Origin of the sequence: Naumannella cuiyingiana (assembly GCF_013408305.1) — a bacterium.
Classification (GTDB): Bacteria; Actinomycetota; Actinomycetes; order Propionibacteriales; family Propionibacteriaceae; genus Naumannella; species Naumannella cuiyingiana.
The window spans coordinates 3,167,767-3,187,001 of record NZ_JACBZS010000001.1 but is presented as its reverse complement, the minus strand read 5'-3'; the positions used below and the strand labels follow the sequence as shown (position 1 = coordinate 3,187,001).

General features: G+C 67.8%; 13 protein-coding genes and 3 rRNA genes. 1 reads left to right on the top strand and 15 read right to left on the bottom strand.

Annotation, left to right across the window (positions count from 1 at the left end; genetic code table 11):
* Nucleotides 1–20 precede the first annotated feature (20 nt).
* The 14 genes from GGQ54_RS17200 to argC all read right to left on the bottom strand — a co-directional run bounded on the left by GGQ54_RS17200 (nt 21) and on the right by argC (nt 17,838).
* Complete coding sequence (locus GGQ54_RS17200; RefSeq protein ID WP_179446081.1) at nt 21–263, bottom strand: hypothetical protein; 243 nt, start codon at nt 261–263, stop codon at nt 21–23.
* 52 nt (nt 264–315) lie between these two features.
* Entirely contained in the window at nt 316–1,344 is a 1,029-nt protein-coding gene (locus GGQ54_RS14960; RefSeq protein WP_179446080.1) for an HAD-IIA family hydrolase, read from the bottom strand.
* On the bottom strand, nt 1,341–2,048 hold the full coding sequence (locus tag GGQ54_RS14955) for a hypothetical protein (protein WP_179446079.1): 708 nt from the start codon (nt 2,046–2,048) through the stop codon (nt 1,341–1,343). The genes GGQ54_RS14960 and GGQ54_RS14955 overlap by 4 nt, the downstream gene beginning before the upstream one ends.
* A 1,318-nt stretch (nt 2,049–3,366) precedes the next feature.
* Nucleotides 3,367–3,483, bottom strand: a 5S ribosomal RNA gene (gene rrf, locus GGQ54_RS14950).
* A gap of 73 nt (nt 3,484–3,556) precedes the next feature.
* Nucleotides 3,557–6,661 (bottom strand): 23S ribosomal RNA (locus tag GGQ54_RS14945).
* A gap of 324 nt (nt 6,662–6,985) precedes the next feature.
* Nucleotides 6,986–8,503 (bottom strand): 16S ribosomal RNA (locus GGQ54_RS14940).
* The 16S, 23S and 5S rRNA genes sit together here, the layout of an rRNA operon.
* A gap of 681 nt (nt 8,504–9,184) precedes the next feature.
* Entirely contained in the window at nt 9,185–10,462 is a 1,278-nt protein-coding gene (tyrS, locus tag GGQ54_RS14935; protein WP_179446078.1) for a tyrosine--tRNA ligase, read from the bottom strand.
* Nucleotides 10,463–10,467: 5 nt separating this feature from the next.
* Nucleotides 10,468–11,958, bottom strand: coding sequence for an argininosuccinate lyase (argH, locus tag GGQ54_RS14930; RefSeq protein ID WP_179446077.1), 1,491 nt, complete (start codon nt 11,956–11,958; stop codon nt 10,468–10,470).
* Between the two features lie 89 nt (nt 11,959–12,047).
* Entirely contained in the window at nt 12,048–12,575 is a 528-nt protein-coding gene (locus tag GGQ54_RS14925; protein ID WP_179446076.1) for an arginine repressor, read from the bottom strand.
* Nucleotides 12,572–13,507: an ornithine carbamoyltransferase gene (argF, locus tag GGQ54_RS14920; protein WP_179446075.1), complete on the bottom strand. Its 936-nt coding sequence runs from the start codon at nt 13,505–13,507 to the stop codon at nt 12,572–12,574. The genes GGQ54_RS14925 and argF overlap by 4 nt, the downstream gene beginning before the upstream one ends.
* The gene (locus GGQ54_RS14915) at nt 13,504–14,709 is read right to left on the bottom strand and encodes an acetylornithine transaminase (protein WP_179446074.1); all 1,206 of its coding nucleotides are present in this window, start codon (nt 14,707–14,709) and stop codon (nt 13,504–13,506) included. The genes argF and GGQ54_RS14915 overlap by 4 nt, the downstream gene beginning before the upstream one ends.
* Nucleotides 14,706–15,662, bottom strand: a complete 957-nt coding sequence (gene argB, locus GGQ54_RS14910; protein WP_179446073.1) for an acetylglutamate kinase — start codon at nt 15,660–15,662, stop codon at nt 14,706–14,708. Before argB ends, GGQ54_RS14915 begins: the two co-directional genes overlap by 4 nt.
* On the bottom strand, nt 15,659–16,810 hold the full coding sequence (gene argJ / locus GGQ54_RS14905; protein ID WP_179446072.1) for a bifunctional glutamate N-acetyltransferase/amino-acid acetyltransferase ArgJ: 1,152 nt from the start codon (nt 16,808–16,810) through the stop codon (nt 15,659–15,661). Before argJ ends, argB begins: the two co-directional genes overlap by 4 nt.
* Entirely contained in the window at nt 16,807–17,838 is a 1,032-nt protein-coding gene (gene argC / locus GGQ54_RS14900) for an N-acetyl-gamma-glutamyl-phosphate reductase (RefSeq protein WP_179446071.1), read from the bottom strand. The genes argJ and argC overlap by 4 nt, the downstream gene beginning before the upstream one ends.
* A gap of 53 nt (nt 17,839–17,891) precedes the next feature.
* On the opposite strand from argC, the gene GGQ54_RS14895 reads away from it, so the two are divergent.
* Nucleotides 17,892–18,785, top strand: a complete 894-nt coding sequence (locus GGQ54_RS14895) for an amidohydrolase family protein (RefSeq protein ID WP_179446070.1) — start codon at nt 17,892–17,894, stop codon at nt 18,783–18,785.
* A 7-nt stretch (nt 18,786–18,792) separates the two neighbouring features.
* On the opposite strand, the gene GGQ54_RS14890 is transcribed toward GGQ54_RS14895, so the two are convergent.
* Complete coding sequence (locus GGQ54_RS14890; protein WP_179446069.1) at nt 18,793–19,209, bottom strand: PPOX class F420-dependent oxidoreductase; 417 nt, start codon at nt 19,207–19,209, stop codon at nt 18,793–18,795.
* Nucleotides 19,210–19,235 lie beyond the last annotated feature (26 nt).

Sequence of the window (19,235 nt, the reverse complement as noted above, 5' to 3'; positions counted from 1 at the left end):
CGGCGCCCGTCGCCGGCCGTTCACTGCGGGCGGCGGCCTTCGATGATGCCGTGCAGCGCCTCGTGCGCGCTCGCGAGTCGTTCCCGAGCGATGACCGGTTCGGCGCTGTCGATGTCGGCGAGTGCGGCGAGGACGGCGTCCACCTCGGCGTGGCCCGTGCTCGGGTGGCCGGTGCTCGGCGGGTCAGGCCGCGCGGGCTCCGGGGTGGCGTCGGCGCCGGGATCGGAGCCGGCAGGCGAATGCTCGGGGTGGTCGGCGGCCATCGGTCCTCCTCAGTCGGACGGGCTCGGGTCGGTGGGCGGGCAAGCGTGTCGTTCAGGGCAGCCGATCGAGTGCCGCCAGTGCGGCATCGGTCCGCGCCGCGGGTACGCCGGCCGAGTCCCGATTCCAGCACAGATTGGCCAGCGCCCACAGCAGGTCGAGCTGCTCGTCCACCGTCGTCGCGGGGCCATCGAGTATGCACACGCCCTGGTCGACGCTCGCCACGGCGGCATTCACCGCGACTTGGTCCGTGTCACCGTCGGCGGTCCGGGCCGGCCCGACCAGCCCGCCGAGCTCGGCGATCACCTGCGCCGGACGCTGGGCGGGTACCGCAGCCACCAGATCGGCCTTGCCGTGGGCCCCGGTCAGTACCAGGATCCCCGGCAGCCCTGCCGCGCGGGCGCCGGCGATGTCGGTGTCGAGGCGATCGCCGACGAAGACGGCGCTGCTCGCCCCGACCCGTTCGGCGGCCTCGAGGACCAGCGCGGGTTCGGGCTTCCCGGCGACCAGCGGCGCCCGGCCCGGGGCCGTCACGGCAACGGCCGCGAGGCCTGCGCCGGCGCCGGGTGCGAGGCCGCGTTCGGTCGGTCGGGTGGGATCGGCATTGCTCGCCACCCACAGCGCACCGCTCTGGACGGCATAGGCCGCCTCGGTCAACTGCTCCCAGACCACGCGCGGCCCGTAACCCTGGACGACCGCGTCCGGGTCGTCCGCCGCGGAGCCGACCACCCGCAGGCCCGCCCGGCCGACCTCGTCGACGAGATGGTCCGCCCCGACCACCAACACCTTGGCCCCGGGCGGTACGCGACGCGCCAGCAGGTGGGCCGCAGCCTGGGCCGCGGTGACCACCTCTCCCGCCGTGGCGTGTACGCCGAGCTCGGTCAGATGCGCCGCGACCTCCTCGGGCGGACGCGCGGCGTTGTTGGTGACGAAGGCGATGCCGAGGCCGCGCCGCCGCAGCTCCGCGAGCGCCCGGTCCGCGCCCGGGACCCGCTCGGGCCCCCGATAGACGACACCGTCGAGATCGCAGAGCACCGCATCATGGCCGGCGATCACGCTGCCGGCGGGGACGTCCGGGGTCACCGGCCCTGGCCTCGCGATTCGGGGTCGGTCTGGCCCGGCTCGGGTTGACCGGTCTCGTCGGGCCGCGCCGGTCCGGCCGGTTCGTCGGCCTCGGGTTCCGGACCATCGTCGAGCTCGAGGCCGAGCGGGTCGAGGCGCTCCTCGGCGTCGGTGGCATCGCCGCCGGTCTCGGCGGCCCGCGCGAACCAGGCGCGCGCCTGCGCGGAGTTGTCCTCCTGGGCGAAGAGGTCGGCGACGGCGTACGCCAACCGGGCACGTGCCGTCGCGGGCGCCCGGGCCTCGCGGTCCCAGGTGGTACGCAACAACCGGCGCGCCTCGGCGCGCTGACCCAAGTCGGCCCGCGCCCCGGCCTCGACGATCCGAAGCTCGATCCGGGTGGCCGGGTCCAGCGGCCTGCCGGCCCCGTCGCGAGCGACGTCCAGCGCGTCCTCGGGCTTGCCGAGGGCACGCAGACAGTCCGCGATCACGGGCAGGTACTCCTCCGAGCCGGTCATCCGGCGCAGGGTGCGGAAGTCCTGCAGCGCCGCGGAGTAGTCCCCGGCGGCATAGGCCGTCTCCGCCGCCGCCTCCCGCACGACCGGCAGCCGGGCCGCGTGCCGTCGCGCGACCTCGGTGTGCCGCCGCGCTTCATCGGGATCGGTGTCGACGAGTTGGCCGGCCATCAGCAGGTGCCCGGCAACCCGCTCCGCAAGCTCCGGGGGCAACCCACGCAGCTCGGCCCGGACCGCGCGCGGAAGCAGCCCGAGGTCGAGGTTGTCCGGCAGGGTGGGATCTCGATCGGTACGCTCGCGCGCCGGACGAGCACGGTCGTCGCGCCGATCCCGACCGCCACCGCGCCGCCGGCCGTCGCCGCCGCGCCCGCCCCGCGAGCGCTCATCGTTGATGCCAGCGCGGCGCGCGCCGGCGGGCCGTTCACTGCGGGCGGCGTACCGCGGCGAGCGCTCCCCGGATCCCGCGCGAGCACTCGCGCGGCCGCCAGACCGTTGGCCCGCCCCGCGGGACTCGCCGGCCGGGCCGCGGCGGGTACGCCCGTCGGCCCGGGATCCACCCGACGCCGCGCCGTTGTTGTTCGAACCCGAGCGATCGTCGGACAGGTCGTCGCGACGCCGCCGCTCATCCCCTCGCCCGGCACCCTCGCGCCGAAAACCGCCACCCGCCGACCTGCCGCGGGCCGGCCCTCCCCGGCCGCCACTGCCAGAGCCGAAACCTCTGCCTTCGCCTCGGCCGGAGCCTGCGCCGCGGGAACCGGCCGGACGCTGAGCGGCGCCCCGGGCGCCGGATCGACCCATTCCCTGGCCTCGGGAGCCGCCCGCACCATTGCCGGAGTCGTCAGAACCTGCTCGTCGAGAGCCGCCCGTGCCATCGCGCTTCGACCAACGCCCGGCGGGGCCACTCCCACGACCGCGTGGGCCGCCTCCCCTGCCGCGGCTGCCCGCACCCCCACTCGGCGGCCCGTCCCGCCTGCTGCGACGCGGCCGATCGCCCCGGGGCTCGCTCTCATCGCCACCGGCGCTCGAAGAATCCATCACCTACCCATCGTTGTGCATGCGAAGCCGGCCCGCAAACCAACCCCGGCCTGACCGCCCCACCCGGGCCAGCCCGACAGCCGCGAACCCAACCGACAGCCGTGGACTCAGCCGGCAGGCGCGGACTCAGCCGGCACCCACGAAGCGAGTCGGCACCCGCGAACCCAGCCCGCACATGCGGGCCCGGTCGGCAACCGCAGGCCGAACCGGCAGACGCGGCACGAATAACACTCGCGGCTGCCGGTTCTGCTCGCGGCTGCGGTTCACGCCACATCACGCGGGCGCACCCGGCAGACGCGGACTCAGTCGGCACCCGCGGGCCAGGTCGGCAGCCGCGAGCCCAATCGGCAGACGCGGCACGAGTAACGCTCGCGGCTGCCGGTTCAGCTCGCGGCTGGCAGTTCGCGCGAAGCCGTCGAGGCTACGCGGCACGAAAACGCCCAGAAATAGAACAACCCCCGGTGTCGCACGAATGCGACCCGGGGGTTGTTGTAATGTCCGGCGACGTCCTAGTCTCCCACACGGTCCCCCGTGCAGTACCATCGGCGCTGAGAGGCTTAACTTCCGGGTTCGGAATGGAGCCGGGTGTTTCCCTCTCGCCATGATCACCGAAACTCTATTGAGATGTGATCGGATGTTCCCGACCGTATCTCGGGAACCCCACAGTGGACGCGTAGCATCTTTGTAATGACAAGCCTTCGGTCTATTAGTATCGGTCAGCTCCACGCATTACTGCACTTCCACATCCGACCTATCAACCCGGTGGTCTTCCGGGGACCTTAACTCACAAGGAGTGGGAGCCCTCATCTTGAAGCGTGCTTCCCGCTTAGATGCTTTCAGCGGTTATCACTTCCCAACGTAGCCAACCAGCCGTGCTCTTGGCAGAACAACTGGCACACCAGAGGTTAGTCCGTCCCGGTCCTCTCGTACTAAGGACAGCTCTTCTCAAGACTCCTACGCGCGCAGCGGATAGGGACCGAACTGTCTCACGACGTTCTGAACCCAGCTCGCGTGCCGCTTTAATGGGCGAACAGCCCAACCCTTGGGACCGACTCCAGCCCCAGGATGCGACGAGCCGACATCGAGGTGCCAAACCATGCCGTCGCTATGGACGCTCGGGCAAGATCAGCCTGTTATCCCCGGGGTACCTTTTATCCGTTGAGTGACGGCGCTTCCACATGCCACCGTCAGATCACTAGTCCCGACTTTCGTCCCTGCTTGAGATGTCTCTCTCACAGTCAAGCTCCCTTGTGCACTTACACTCAACACCTGATTGCCAACCAGGCTGAGGGAACCTTTGGGCGCCTCCGTTACCTTTTGGGAGGCGACCGCCCCAGTCAAACTACCCATCAGGCACTGTCCCTGATCCGGATAACGGATCTAGGTTAGATAACCAGAACAACCAGAGTGGTATTTCAACATTGACTCCACGACCACTGGCGTGGCCGCTTCAAAGTCTCCCACCTATCCTACACAAGTTGCACCGATCACCAATACCAAACTGTAGTAAAGGTCCCGGGGTCTTTCCGTCCTGCTGCGCGTAACGAGCATCTTTACTCGTAGTGCAATTTCACCGAGTTCATGGTCGAGACAGCGCCCAAGTCGTTACTCCATTCGTGCAGGTCGGAACTTACCCGACAAGGAATTTCGCTACCTTAGGATGGTTATAGTTACCACCGCCGTTTACTGGGGCTTAAGTTCAGCGCTTCGCCGAAACTAACGCTTCCCCTTAACCTTCCAGCACCGGGCAGGAGTCAGTCCGTATACATCGTCTTACGACTTGGCACGGACCTGTGTTTTTGGTAAACAGTCGCTTGGGCCTGGTCTCTGCGGCCATCAACGCTTCAGGGGCGAACCCTTACACGTATCCGGCCCCCCTTCTTCCGAAGTTACGGGGGTATTTTGCCGAGTTCCTTAACCATGATTATCTCGATCGCCTTGGTATTCTCTACCTATCCACCTGTGTCGGTTTGGGGTACGGGCGGCCGGTGAACTCGCTCACGAAGCTTTTCTAGGCAGCTTAGGATCACCCACCCGACGGCACGTATGCCGCCGAGCCATCCTGTCTCGGGCACGTGAGGCGCGGATTTGCCTACGCCTCGCCCTACGCACTTGGCCCGGGTCAACCATCGCCCGGGTTGGGCTACCTTCCTGCGTCACTCCGCAGCTTGCCTAATACAAGTTTGGGTCGCAGAGTCAGTCGTCATCCGTCCGAAGACATCCGACGACCTTCCGTGCTTAGCATTACCTGCCTCGGCAGGGTCGTTCACAAGCCGGCTACGGGAATATCAACCCGTTGTCCATCGACTACGCCTGTCGGCCTCGCCTTAGGTCCCGGCTCACCCAGGGCAGATTAGCTTGACCCTGGAACCCTTGGATATTCGGCGGACGGGTTTCTCACCCGTCATTCGCTACTCATGCCTGCATTCTCACTCGTGTGCTCTCCACGGCTGGGTCACCCCGCCGCTTCTTCGCGCACACGACGCTCCCCTACCCATTCACGCGCCTGGGTACAAGTACCGGGCTAGTACGTGAATGCCACAGCTTCGGCGGATTGCTTGAGCCCCGCTAAATTGTCGGCGCGGAATCACTTGACCAGTGAGCTATTACGCACTCTTTCAAGGGTGGCTGCCTCCAAGCCAACCTCCTGGTTGTCTGCGCAACTCCACATCCTTTTCCACTTAGCAATCGCTTAGGGGCCTTAGCTGGTGATCTGGGCTGTTTCCCTCTCGACTATGAAGCTTATCCCCCACAGTCTCACTGCCGCACTTTGACTTGCCGGCATTCGGAGTTTGGTTAATTTCGGTAAGCTTGTGGGCCCCCTAGACTATCCAGTGCTCTACCTCCGGCAAGAAACATGCGACGCTGCACCTATATGCATTTCGGGGAGAACCAGCTATCACGGAGTTTGATTGGCCTTTCACCCCTATCCACAGCTCATCCCCTCCATTTTCAACTGAAGTGGGTTCGGGCCTCCACGACGTCTTACCGTCGCTTCACCCTGGCCATGGATAGATCACTCCGCTTCGGGTCTAGGGCATGCGACTCAGTCGCCCTGTTCGGACTTGCTTTCGCTACGGCTTCCCCACACGGGTTAACCTCGCCACATACCACTAACTCGCAGGCTCATTCTTCAAAAGGCACGCCGTCACCCCGTAGGGCTCCGACGGTTTGTAGGCGATCGGTTTCAGGTACTATTTCACTCCCCTCCCGGGGTACTTTTCACCTTTCCCTCACGGTACTGGTCCGCTATCGGTCACCAAGGAGTATTTAGGCTTAGCGGGTGGTCCCGCCAGATTCACATGGTATTTCAGGGGTACCGTGTTACTTGGGGTGACGTCCGAGAGTGATCACATTACGACTACAGGGGTATTACCTTCTGTGCCGAACCTTCCCAGAGTTCTTCGTCTTCTGAGATCATTTATGACTCCCTGACCAGTCGACAGCCTGGTCTGGACGGCCCCTCAACACCGCAACTGCAACGCCTGTCAGCTATCACACAGATGCGGTTTGGCCTCTTCCGCGTTCGCTCGCCACTACTTACGGAATCACTGTTGTTTTCTCTTCCTGTGGGTACTGAGATGTTTCACTTTCCCACGTTCCCTCCCACTGCCCTATGTGTTCAGGCAGGGGTCGCCGGACATGACTCCGGTTTCCTTCGAGGTTTCCCTATTCGGAGATCCCCGGATCGAAGCTTGTTTACCAGCTCCCCGGGGCTTATCGCAGGTTACAACGTCCTTCATCGGCTCTTGGTGCCTAGGCATCCACCGATCGCCCTTAGTAGCTTGTTGTTACTACAAAGATGCTCGCGTCCACTGTGAAGTTCTCAAGATACGGGCGGTACCAGGTGTTCGGCCGTTGCCGGCCTCCCATACCTGGTCCGCGAAGAGTGGTTGCTGACGCGACCGACCCTTCAGGACCCAACAGCGTGCCCGGGCCGAGCTCCGCTCCGCGAGGTTCCACTCCTGTGCCACGAGGGCCCGGGTTGTACTGACGCGATGCTTCGACTCGGCTTAATGGTCAATGTTCCACATTCCGTAGCCTGCCTCGCCGAGAACGAACGACTCGGTACGAAGCGCTTGGACGACACATCGTGTCGCCAATGGGCTCCTTAGAAAGGAGGTGATCCAGCCGCACCTTCCGGTACGGCTACCTTGTTACGACTTAGTCCTAATCACCAGTCCCACCTTCGACGGCTCCCTCCACAAGGGTTGGGCCACCGGCTTCGGGTGTTACCGACTTTCATGACTTGACGGGCGGTGTGTACAAGGCCCGGGAACGTATTCACCGCAGCGTTGCTGATCTGCGATTACTAGCGACTCCGACTTCATGGGGTCGAGTTGCAGACCCCAATCCGAACTGAGACTGGCTTTTTGGGATTCGCTAAACCTTGCGGTCTCGCAGCCCTTTGTACCAGCCATTGTAGCATGTGTGAAGCCCTGGACATAAGGGGCATGATGACTTGACCTCATCCCCACCTTCCTCCGAGTTGACCCCGGCAGTCTCCTATGAGTCCCCGGCATTATCCGCTGGCAACATAGGACGAGGGTTGCGCTCGTTGCGGGACTTAACCCAACATCTCACGACACGAGCTGACGACAGCCATGCACCACCTGTATACCGACCTTGCGGGGCACCTGTCTCCAGATGTTTCCGGTATATGTCAAACCCAGGTAAGGTTCTTCGCGTTGCATCGAATTAATCCACATGCTCCGCCGCTTGTGCGGGCCCCCGTCAATTCCTTTGAGTTTTAGCCTTGCGGCCGTACTCCCCAGGCGGGGCACTTAATGCGTTAGCTACGGCACGGAACTCGTGGAATGAGTCCCACACCTAGTGCCCACCGTTTACGGCGTGGACTACCAGGGTATCTAAGCCTGTTTGCTCCCCACGCTTTCGCTTCTCAGCGTCAGGAAAGGTCCAGAGAACCGCCTTCGCCACCGGTGTTCTTCCTGATATCTGCGCATTCCACCGCTCCACCAGGAGTTCCGTTCTCCCCTACCTTCCTCTAGTCTGCCCGTATCGGAAGCAGGCTCAGGGTTAAGCCCTGAGTTTTCACTTCCGACGCGACAGACCGCCTACAAGCTCTTTACGCCCAATAATTCCGGACAACGCTCGCACCCTACGTATTACCGCGGCTGCTGGCACGTAGTTGGCCGGTGCTTCTTCTGCTCCTACCGTCACGTTAGCTTCGTCGGAGCTGAAAGCGGTTTACAACCCGAAGGCCGTCATCCCGCACGCGGCGTTGCTGCGTCAGGCTTTCGCCCATTGCGCAATATTCCCCACTGCTGCCTCCCGTAGGAGTCTGGGCCGTATCTCAGTCCCAGTGTGGCCGGTCGCCCTCTCAGGCCGGCTACCCGTCGAAGCCTTGGTGAGCCGTTACCTCACCAACAAGCTGATAGGCCGCGAGCCCATCCTTGACCGCCGGAGCTTTCCACCCACTCAGATGCCTGTGTGGGTCGTATCCGGTATTAGACGACTTTTCAATCGCTTATCCCAGTGTCAAGGGCAGGTTGCTCACGTGTTACTCACCCGTTCGCCACTCGTGTACCCCCGAAGGGGCCTTACCGTTCGACTTGCATGTGTTAAGCACGCCGCCAGCGTTCGTCCTGAGCCAGGATCAAACTCTCCGTTGAAATTTGGCCCACATCACGCGAGGTGATGCGGAAGTCAACTTCGAGATGCCTGACCGGGTCCAAGGAAACAGGACCCATATCATTCATCAAAGGAACTCATCGTCGTCACTCTCCGGCAAGCCGGATCGTCACGACTGACGAGGTAAATGCATTGCTTGGCATTGACTTTTAAGCACGCTGTTGAGTTCTCAAGTTTCGCTCGCGCTCCGCGCTTCGATCTTTCGATCTCCGCTTGGGGCAACTCGACTTACTTTATTGGGGCTGCTCGGCGGAGTCAAATCCGCTCTGCGGCCTCGGTCCGACCGTCGTTCGAACCCCGGGTGCTCGTGGATCCTGTCCAGGACGCGCACGTATCCCGTTGTCTTCTCGCGGTTGGTGCCTTCTGGCTGTGCTCCTCAGGAGCTTTCTGCCTCAGAAGGCTTGGCCTACTCTACCGGCCTCGTCGAGCTCTGTCAACTCGGCCGATCCGGACTCTCACCGGGAGGCGCACCGCTGCGGCGGGCCTCAGCGGGTCCAGACTGGACGCACGCCTTACCCCTCGCTCATCGGGTGGTGCCCACGCCGTCGCGCCGAGCGCAACCGCCTCATTGGGCTTTGCCTACTGTACGGGTTGAGCCGACCCTTGTCAACTCTCGCCGCCGTGGTCCCGGTTGCCCGGTTCCGTCGAGGCGGATGGCGAGATTACGCGCCCGCCACGCGCTGGGCAAATCGGAGGCCGCCGACCGTCTTGCGGCCGCGGCGGAGGACGGCGTACCGCCCATGGAGGAGGTCGTCGGGGCCGAGCCGACGGTCGGCATCGGCCACCCGCTCGTTGTTCAGGTACGCCCCACCCTCGGCAACCATCCGCCGGGCCTGCGACTTGCTGCCGACCACCCCGGCGAGTTCAAAGGCGTCGGCGACGGTCGGCAGCTCGGGCCGCTCCACGACCGGTGCACCGATCTCGGTCAGCACGCTGTCCAGGGTCGCGGCGGACAGGGCACCCAGTTCCCCGCGTCCGAACAGGGCCTGCGCGGCAGCGTTGGCAGCCTCGGTTTCCTGCGCCGAGTGAACCAGCGTCGTCACATCGTCTGCCAGGGCATGTTGGGCCCGGCGCTCGTGCGGCCGCTCGGCGGTGTCGACCTCCAACTGACCGATCTCGTCGGCATCCCGGTCGGAGAACACCTTCAGGTACTCGATCACCTTGGCGTCCTCGGCATTGAGGAAGAACTGGTGGAAGGCGTACGGGCTGGTCAGATTCGGGTCGAGCCAGACCGTGCCGGATTCGGTCTTGCCGAACTTCGTGCCGTCGGCCTTGGTCAGCAACGGGCTCGCCATCGCGTGCACCCGCTCGCCGGTCACCCGCCGGACCAGCTCGGCGCCGGCCGTGATGTTGCCCCACTGGTCGCTGCCGCCGAACTGCAGGGTGCATCCGTAGCGGCGGAAGAGCTCGAGGTAGTCCAACGACTGCAACAACACGTAGGAGAACTCGGTGTAGGAGATGCCGTCCTCGAGCCGGTTGCGCACGACGTCACGGGCCAGCATCCGGTTCACCGGGAAGTGTTTGCCGACATCGCGCAAGAAGTCCAGCACCGACAGGCCCGCGGTCCAGTCCAGGTTGTTCACCAACCGCGCGGGGTTGTCGCCCCCGAGATCGATCAGCGAGGAGACCTGCCCCTGGATGCGTGCCACCCACTCGGCCACCACCTCGGGCGCGTTGAGAGTGCGCTCGCCGGAGTCCTTCGGATCCCCGATCAGTCCCGTCGACCCGCCGACCAGCAGCAGCGGCCGGTGTCCCGCCGCCTGCAGGCGACGGGCAATTGTCAACTGCACCAGATTGCCCATGTGAATGCTCGGCGCGGTCGGGTCGAACCCGACATAGAAGGTGAGCGGGTCGCCGGCCAGCGCCGCGGACAGCGCCTCCGGCTCGGTGGAATTGGCGATCAGGCCGCGCCAGGACAGTTCGTCGTACACAGTGCTCACGGCCGTCATCCTGCCCGACCGGCGCCGTCTGCCGGCAATCCGGTTTCGGCGCGCAACCGGGCGGCCAGTTCCGCCACCTCGGCCAATTGCTCCTCGACCCGGGCCGGGGCGGTGCCGCCGCGCCCGCTGCGGGCAGCGATCGCACCGGGCGCCGTGAGCACCTCCAGCACCTCCGCGTCGAGTTCTGGTGAGATCTCGGCGAGATCGGTGGCGGTCAGGTCGGTCAGCTCGATCCCCCGGGCCTCGCACAGGCGTACCGCCTCGCCGGCGATCTCGTGGGCGCGCGCAAACGGCACCCGGCGCCGCACCAGCCAGTCGGCGAGATCGGTGGCCAGCGAGAACCCCTGCGGCGCGAGGGCTGCCAACCGGTCGCGGTGGAAGGTCAGCGTGCCCAGCAGGCCGGCGACCGCCGGCAGCAGGATGCGCAACTGGTCGATGCCGTCGAAGATCGGCTCCTTGTCCTCCTGCAGATCGCGGTTGTACGCCAACGGCAGGCCCTTGAGGGTGGCGAGCAGACCGGTCAGATTGCCGATCAGCCGGCCCGCCTTGCCCCGGGCGAGCTCGGCGACATCCGGGTTCTTCTTCTGCGGCATGATGCTCGACCCGGTGGACCAGGCATCGTCCAGCGTGACGAAGCCGAACTCGTGCGTGCTCCACAAGATCACTTCCTCGCTGATCCGCGACAGGTCGACCCCGATCTGCGCGAGCACGTAGGCCGCCTCCGCGGTCAGGTCGCGAGCGGCGGTGCCGTCGATCGAATTGGCGACCGAACCGGCGAAGCCGAGGTCGGCGGCGACGGCCTCCGGGTCCAGCCCGAGCGAGGTCCCGGCCAGGGCTGCCGAGCCGTATGGGCTCTCGTCCAGCCGCCCGCGCAGGTCCGCGATCCGTTGCAGATCGCGCAGCAACGGCCAGGCATGGGCCAGCAGATGGTGGGAGACGAGCACCGGCTGCGCGTGCTGCAGATGGGTACGCCCCGGCATCGGTACGCCGAGCAGGTCCTGCGCCTGGGCGGTCAGGGCGGCGATCACGGCGAGCACGCCATCGGCGATCACCGTGAGTTCCTCGCGCAGATAGAGCCGGATCAGCGTCGCGATCTGATCGTTGCGGGACCGCCCGGCCCGCAGTCGGCCGCCGAGCTCGGCGCCGACGATCTCGATCAGCCCTCGCTCCAGCGCTCCGTGCACATCCTCATCGGTGGGCGCGGGCCCGAACTCCCCGGAGGCGACCCGGGCATCGAGCTCGTCGATCCCGCGCAGCAGGCCCGCCAGCTCGTCGGCGGTGAGCAGCCCGGCCGCGTGCAGCGCGCGGGCGTGCGCGCGCGAGCCGGCGAGGTCGTGGCGGGCGAGCCGCCAGTCGAACTGCGTCGACCTGCTCAGCTCGAACATGGCCTCCGCGGGGCCGCCGGCGAACCGGCCACCCCACAGCCGCCCCTGTCCGGCCGCGCCGGCATCGGGCGCGCGGTTCGGCTCCGGCGTCGCGGTGGCGTCGGCTGGCATGCAAATCTCCTCGGGTCCCGCGAGCACTGCTGCCCGCGTCGGTCGGTGGCTCGGTACGGGCGACGCTAGCGGCCCGCGCCGGGCAGTGATCAGTCCCCGTCACCCGCAGGGCGACGGCCGTCGGCCGGACGCAGGGCCACGAAGCGCTCCACCAGCGCGGCCGCACCCACCGGGTCCCGGCTGATCACCAGGATCGTGTCGTCACCGGCGATGGTGCCGAGGATCTCCGGCCAGGCGGCGTGATCGATCGCGGAGGCGAAGTACTGCGCGGCCCCCGGCGGGGTACGCAACACAGCGAGATTGGCCGAGGCGTCCGCGGAGACCAGGACCTCCTCACAGACCCGCGCCAGCTTCTTGTCGAACGCATCGGACTCTCCCGCCACGACCGAGCGGTCGCCGCCCTCGCCCGGCACCGCATAGATCAACTGCCCCTCGGCGGCGCGGATCCGGGTTGCGCCGACCTCCAGCAGATCCTTCGACAGCGTGCCCTGGCTCACCTCGATGCCGTGTTGGCCGAGCAGTTCGGCCAGCTCGGCCTGGGAGCGGATGAGCCGCGAGCCGACGAGCGTGACGATCAGGCTCTGCCGGGCGGCCTTCGTGGTGATCGGTACGCTCATTGCTCCCCCGCCCATTCGTCGAGCATGATCATGATCGCCTTCTGCGCCGGACGGCGGTTGGCCGCCTCGTCCCAGACCAGCGACCTCGGCCCATCCAGCACCTCGGCGGCGATCTCCTTGCCGCGGTAGGCCGGCAGGCAGTGCAGCGCGACGGCGTCGGGCGCCTGGGCCATCAGCTCCGCGGTGACGGCGTACGGCGAGAACACCCGCGCGCGCTCCTCCGCGCCGTCCTGGCCCATCGACAGCCAGGTGTCGGTGACGACCGCGTCGGCGCCGTGCGCGCCCGGCTCGTCGGTCACCGACACCGCCCCGCCGGTCTCGGCGGCGATCGCCTGCGCCCGAACCAGGATGTCCGGGTCGGGGTGGTAGCCCTCCGGTGCCGCGATCGCCAACCGCATCCCCGCCAGCGCGCACGCCAGCGCGTAGGAGTGGGCCATGTTGTTGCCGCCGTCGCCCAGATAGGTCATCCGTATCCCGCGCAGCGACGCCGCGCTGCCGTCGCCCCGGTGCTGGGCCAGGGTGAGCAGGTCGGCGAGCACCTGGCACGGGTGGTGGGCGTCGGTGAGCGCGTTGATCACCGGTACGCCGGCATGGGTCGCGAGCTCCTCGATCCGCTCGTGCGCGCCGGTGCGCCAGACGATCTGGGCGACCTGACGGCCGAGCACCCGGGCCGAGTCCGGGATCGACTCCCGGGTGCCGATGCCGGCGAGGTTGCCGTCCACCATCACGGCATTGCCGCCGAGGTCGGCAATCCCGACCTGGAACGAGAGCTGCGTGCGCAGGGTCGGCTTGTCGGAGATGATCGCCACCGAGCGCGGGCCGTCGAACGGGCGGTACGCGTAGGGGTCGGCGGCGAGCTCCGCGGCCAGATCCAGCGCGCGCGCCTGCTCGGCCGCGCTCAGGTCGTCGTTGGCGAGGAAGTGCCTGGTCATGCGGCCGCCTCGTGCGCGTCGAGCAGGCCGGGCAGGGCCGCGACGAACCCGTCCAGCTCCGCATCGGAGATGATCAACGGCGGCGCGAGGCGCAGCACGTCCGGCCGCGGTGCGTTGATCACGAAGCCCGCATCGAGGGCGGCATCGCTGACCGCGGCCGCGATCGGCGCGTTCAGCACGATGCCGCGCAGCAGGCCGCGCCCGCGTACCTGCGCGATCAGCGGGTGCGCCAGCGCGGCCAGCGCGTCGGCCAACCGATCGCCGGCGGCCCGGGAACGCTCCAACAGGCCGTCGCGCTCGATCACGCCGAGGACCGCCAGCCCCGCCACGGCGGCCACCGGATTGCCGCCGAAGGTGCTGCCGTGCGATCCGGGCTGCAGCAGTCCCGCGGCGGGGCCGAGCGCCAGGCACGCGCCGATCGGGAACCCGTTGCCGAGCCCCTTGGCGATCGTGATCAGGTCCGGCGTGACCGACTCCGCGGAATGAGCGAACCACTCACCGGCCCGCCCGATGCCGGTCTGCACCTCGTCCAGCCAGAGCAGCGAGCCGTGTCGCGCGGTGATCTCGCGCGCGGCGGCCAGATAGCCCGCGGGCGGGACCACGATGCCGTTCTCGCCCTGGATCGGCTCCAGCACCACCGCGGCGACGGTGTCGTCGACGGCTGCGGCAAGCGCGTCGGCGTCGCCGTAGGGCACGAAGGTCACGTCGCCCGGCAACGGCGCGAACGGGTCGCGGTACTTCGGATTGTGGGTCAGCGCCAGCGCGCCCATGGTGCGTCCGTGGAAGGAACCCTCGGCGGCGACGATCCGGCTCCGGCCGGTCATCCGGGTGATCTTGAACGCCGCCTCGTTGGCCTCGCTGCCCGAGTTGGTGAAGAAGACCCGGGCGTCCTCGCCCGCAAGCTCGGTGAGCCGCTGGGCGAGGGCGACCTGGGCCGGGGTGGCGAAGAAGTTGGAGACGTGACCCAGCGTGCTCAACTGGCCGGTGATCGCCGCCAGCACCGTCGGGTGGGCATGGCCGAGCGCATTCACCGCGAGCCCGGACAGCAGGTCGGTGTAGCGGCGGCCGTCGGCATCCCAGACCTGACAACCCTCGCCGCGCACGAAGACGCGCTTCGGCGTACCGAAAGCGTTGATCATCGCGTCGGCGTAGCCGCGCAGCACCGTGGCGCTGCCCACCTGGGGCGGAACGAGGTCGGTCACGGTGCTCCTCCGTTGTAGTACTCGTGTTGCGGGATGCCGGTCTCGGCGGAGAACACCCGGCTGCCAAGCCGGATCATCCCGTCGCGGGTGATCATGGTCCCGATGCCGGCATTGGTGAAGATCTCCAGCAGCAGCGCGTGCGCGACCCGGCCGTCGCTGATCGTCGCCCGGCTGAGGCCGCCCTCGACCGCGCGCAGACACGCCTCCATCTTCGGCAACATGCCCGATTCGAGACTGGGCAAGAGTTCGCGCAGCCTGGAGGCCGGCATCTCCTTGACGATGTCGGCCGAGTTGGGCCAGTCGGCGTACAACCCCTCGACGTCGGTGAGGATGACCAGCCGCTCCGCCCCGAGCGCGACCGCCAATGCCGCGGCCGCACTGTCGGCATTGATGTTGTGCACCATGCCCTCGGCGTCGGGGGCGATGCTCGCCACCACCGGGATCCGGCCCGCCGCCAGCAGGCCGCCGATCGCCTCGGTGCGTACCCCGGTGACGTCGCCGACCAGTCCGAGATCGACCTCCTGCCCGTCGACGCTGGCGGTACGCCGGGTCGCGGTGAACAGCCCGCCGTCCTCCCCCGACATTCCGACCGCCAGGGTGGACTGGGAGTTGATCAACCCGACCAGGTCCCGGCCGACCTGACCGACCAGCACCATCCGGACGACGTCCATCACCTCGGGGGTGGTCACCCGCAGGCCGCCGCGGAACTCGCTCGGGATGCCGAGCCGCTGCAGCATCGCCGAGATCTGCGGCCCGCCGCCGTGCACGACGACCGGGAACAGCCCGCAGCGGCGCATGAAGACCACGTCCTGGGCGAACGCGCGTTTCAGATCCTCGTTGATCATGGCATTGCCGCCGTACTTGATCACGATGGTCTTGCCGGCATAGGTCTCCAGCCACGGCAGCGCCTCGGTCAGGATGGCGGCCTTCTCGACCAGGGTCAGCTCGTTCATGTCGAGTACTCCGCATTCTCCTTGACGTAGTCGTAGGTGAGATCGTTGGTCAGCACGGTGGCCGTGCTCGACCCGGCCCGCAGATCCACCCCGACCTCGACCGAACGGCCCGACAGGTCGACCAGCGCACGGTCCTCGCCGATCGCGCCGCCACGGCAGACGGTGATCTTGTTGAAGGACACGTCGACGTCCTCGGGTGAGAAGGCGACATCGGTGGTGCCGAGTGCCGACAACACCCTTCCCCAGTTCGGGTCGTTGCCGAAGACCGCACACTTGAAGAGGTTGGACCGGGCAACCGCGCGGGCGGCGGTCACGGCCTCGTCCTCGCTCGCGGCATTCACGACCGTGATCGCGATCTCGTGGGACGCGCCCTCGGCGTCGGCGATCAACTGCCGCGCGAGGTCGGCGCAGACCTCGGTCAACGCGGTGGCGAACACACCGGGGTCGGGGACGATGCCCGACGCTCCGTTGGCCAGCGCGATGACGGTGTCGTTGGTCGACATGCAGCCGTCGGAATCGGCCCGGTCGAAGGTCACCCGACAGGCGGTCTGCAGCGCGGCGGCCAGCGCATCGGGCGGGACCGATGCGTCGGTGGTCAGCACGACCAGCATGGTGGCCAGGCCGGGCGCGAGCATCCCCGCGCCCTTGGCCATCCCGCCGATCGACCAGCCGTCCCGGCCGGCGCGAGCCTGCTTCGGCACGGTGTCGGTCGTCATGATCGCCTCCGCCGCAGCGGGCCCGCCGTCGGCGGCGAGCGCGCGGGCCGCGCTCGCGATGCCGGGTCCGACCAGGCGAAGATCGATCAACTGGCCGATCAGGCCGGTGGAACACACGGCGACCGCGTCGGCGGGCAGGCCGAGCGCGGCACCGGTCGCGGCGGCCATCGCCCGGGCGTCGTCCAGTCCCTGCTCGCCGGTGCAGGCGTTGGCGCCCCCGGAGTTCAGCACCACGGCGCGCAGGTGCCCGTCGGCCGCGTGCGCGCGGGAGACGGTGACGGGGGCGGCCGGGAACCGGTTGCCGGTGAAGACGGCGGCGGCGCTGTCCTCCGGTCCGGTGTTGTGCACCACGGCGAGATCGGGGCGCCCGCTCGGTTTGAGGCCCGCGGTCGCCCCGGCGGCGGTGAACCCGACCGGGTCGGTGACGCTCATGGCGCGACCCCGATCGTGCTCAGGCCGGTACGCTCCGGCAGCCCGAGCGCCAGATTCAGGCACTGCACGGCTCCACCCGCGGTGCCCTTGGTCAGGTTGTCCAGCGCGGCGACCGCGACGATCCGGCCGGCGGCCTCGTCGAGCGCGACCTGGACGTGTACCGCGTTCGAGCCGATGACGTGCTGGGTCTGTGGCCAGGCGCCCTCGTCGAGCAGCTCGACGAACGGCTCGTCGGCGAAGGCGTCGCGCCAGGCCCGGCGTACCTCCTCGGCATCGGTGGGCCGCGCGACGGGAGCGGTGCAGGTCGCGAGGATGCCCCGGGCCATCGGCACCAGCACCGGGGTGAACGAGACGGATGGATCCTCGGCGCCCAGCGCCGTGAGGTTCTGCCGCAGCTCGGGGACGTGCCGGTGCACCCCGCCGACGCCGTAGGCCGAAGCCGAGCCCATCAGCTCGGCGCCGAGCAGGTGCGGCTTGGGCGCCCGGCCGGCGCCGGACGGACCGCTCGCGGCGACCACCACGACATCGCGCCCGTCGATCAGGCCGGAGGTCAGGCCGGGCAGCAGCGCGAGCGTCGCGGTGGTCGGATAGCAGCCGGGCACGGCGATCCGGCGAGCGCCGGCGAGTTTGTCGCGCTGGCCCGGCAACTCGGGCAGCCCGTAGGGCCAGCTTCCGGCGTGCGGGCTGCCGTAGAACTGCTGCCAGGCGGCCGGGTCGGCCAGCCGGTGATCCGCCCCGCAGTCGATCACCAGCACGTCGTCCGGCAGCTCGGCCGCCAGTGCCCCCGAGGTGCCGTGGGGCAGCGCCATGATCACCACATCGTGCCCGGCCAGGTTCTGCGCGGAGGTCTCGGCGACGGTACGCCCGGCCAGCGGCCGCAGGTGGGGCTGGTGCTCGGCCAGCCGCGACCCGGCGGACGAGCCCGCGGTCAGGGCGCCGATCTCGGCATCGGGGTGCGACAACAACAGGCGCAGCGCCTCGCCTCCGGCGTACCCCGTGCACCCGGCCACCGCCACTCGGAACGTCATGCGGATGATTATGCCATACGCGGAATAGTTATTCCACGAACTAGGATCGGGCCGTGCCCCTCACCGACGAGCAGCTTCCCCGGTTCTGCCGCGAGCTCGGCATTCCCGGCCTGGCCGACATCCACGTGCACTTCCTGCCCGAGCGGATGCTGGACAAGGTCTGGGCCTACTTCGACACGGCCGGCGAACGCCTCGGTCGCCCCTGGCCGATCCAGTATCGCCTACCCGAGCCCGACCGGCTGCGCATCGCGCGCCGACTCGGTTTGCGCGCCATCCCCTCACTCACCTATCCGCACAAGCCGGGAATGGCCCGCTGGCTCAACGAGTGGTGTGCCGATTTCGCCGCGCGGGTACCCGATGCCGTGCACTCGGCCACCCTCTACCCGGAGCCGGACGCACCGGACTATCTGGCCCGGGCACTCGCCGCCGGCGCCCGCTTGATCAAGATGCATGTGCAGGTGGGTGCCTTCGCGCCCGACGACCCGTTGCTGGATCCGTGCTGGGAACAGTTGCAGGCGACGGGCGTACCGATCGTCATCCATTGCGGTTCCGGCCCGCAGCCGGGAGCCTTCACCGGGGTTTCGCCGATCGCCCGGGTCCTTGATCGCTTTCCCGATCTGGTGCTCGTGATCGCGCACGCGGGGCTGCCGGAGTACCACGCGTTCGCCGACCTGGTCGAGCGCCATCCGCGCGTACATCTCGACACCACGATGGTCGGGACCGATTTCACGCAGGCGCGTTGGCCGATGCCATCCGGGTACGCCGGGCGCCTGGCCGAGCTGGCCGATCGCGTCGCGCTCGGCAGCGATTTCCCCAACATCCCCTACCCCTACGCCCACCAGATCGAGTCGCTGGTCCGGTTAGACCACGGCGAGGACTGGCTGCGCACCGTGCTCTGGCGCAACGGCGCGCGGTTGATGGGTTTGTCCGACCCGACGGATCGTTGACGAGACGTCACCCCCGGGGAGGTACGCCGGCCGCGCGCTCCGGACGGATCTCGATCACCACCCGGTCCTCCTCGATCATGGCTCGCCGATAGTCGGCCCAGTCGGGGTGTTCGCCGGCGATCGAGCGGTACACGTCCTCCAGCAGGCCGAGCGTGCGCGGATCGGACTGATCACGGATGGTCGCCGGGCCCTCGACCTGGACCCACGGGCCGAAGAAGGCGTCGGTCATGATCAACAGAGTCGCCGCGGGGTCACGGCGAAGATTGCTGACCTTGGCCAGGCCGGCGCGGCTCGACACCACCAGGGCACCGTCGATCACCCCCGCGACCACCGGCGAGAGCTGGGGTCCGCCATCGCGTCGCCGGGTGCCGAGCACGGCACGGTGGTTGGCGGCAGCGAAGTCGAGCGCGACGGAAATGTCCATGCCTCATGATGCCCCGACCCGTCCGA

Bases quoted from the DNA above. Each gene is read 5' to 3' on its own strand.
- argJ (WP_179446072.1), bottom strand. From the start codon at position 16,810: ATGAGCGTCACCGACCCGGTCGGGTTCACCGCCGCCGGGGCGACCGCG.
- argH (WP_179446077.1), bottom strand. From the start codon at position 11,958: ATGCCAGCCGACGCCACCGCGACGCCGGAGCCGAACCGCGCGCCCGAT.
- argC (WP_179446071.1), bottom strand. From the start codon at position 17,838: ATGACGTTCCGAGTGGCGGTGGCCGGGTGCACGGGGTACGCCGGAGGC.
- GGQ54_RS17200 (WP_179446081.1), bottom strand. From the start codon at position 263: ATGGCCGCCGACCACCCCGAGCATTCGCCTGCCGGCTCCGATCCCGGC.
- GGQ54_RS14890 (WP_179446069.1), bottom strand. From the start codon at position 19,209: ATGGACATTTCCGTCGCGCTCGACTTCGCTGCCGCCAACCACCGTGCC.
- GGQ54_RS14925 (WP_179446076.1), bottom strand. From the start codon at position 12,575: ATGAGCGTACCGATCACCACGAAGGCCGCCCGGCAGAGCCTGATCGTC.
- argB (WP_179446073.1), bottom strand. From the start codon at position 15,662: ATGAACGAGCTGACCCTGGTCGAGAAGGCCGCCATCCTGACCGAGGCG.
- argF (WP_179446075.1), bottom strand. From the start codon at position 13,507: ATGACCAGGCACTTCCTCGCCAACGACGACCTGAGCGCGGCCGAGCAG.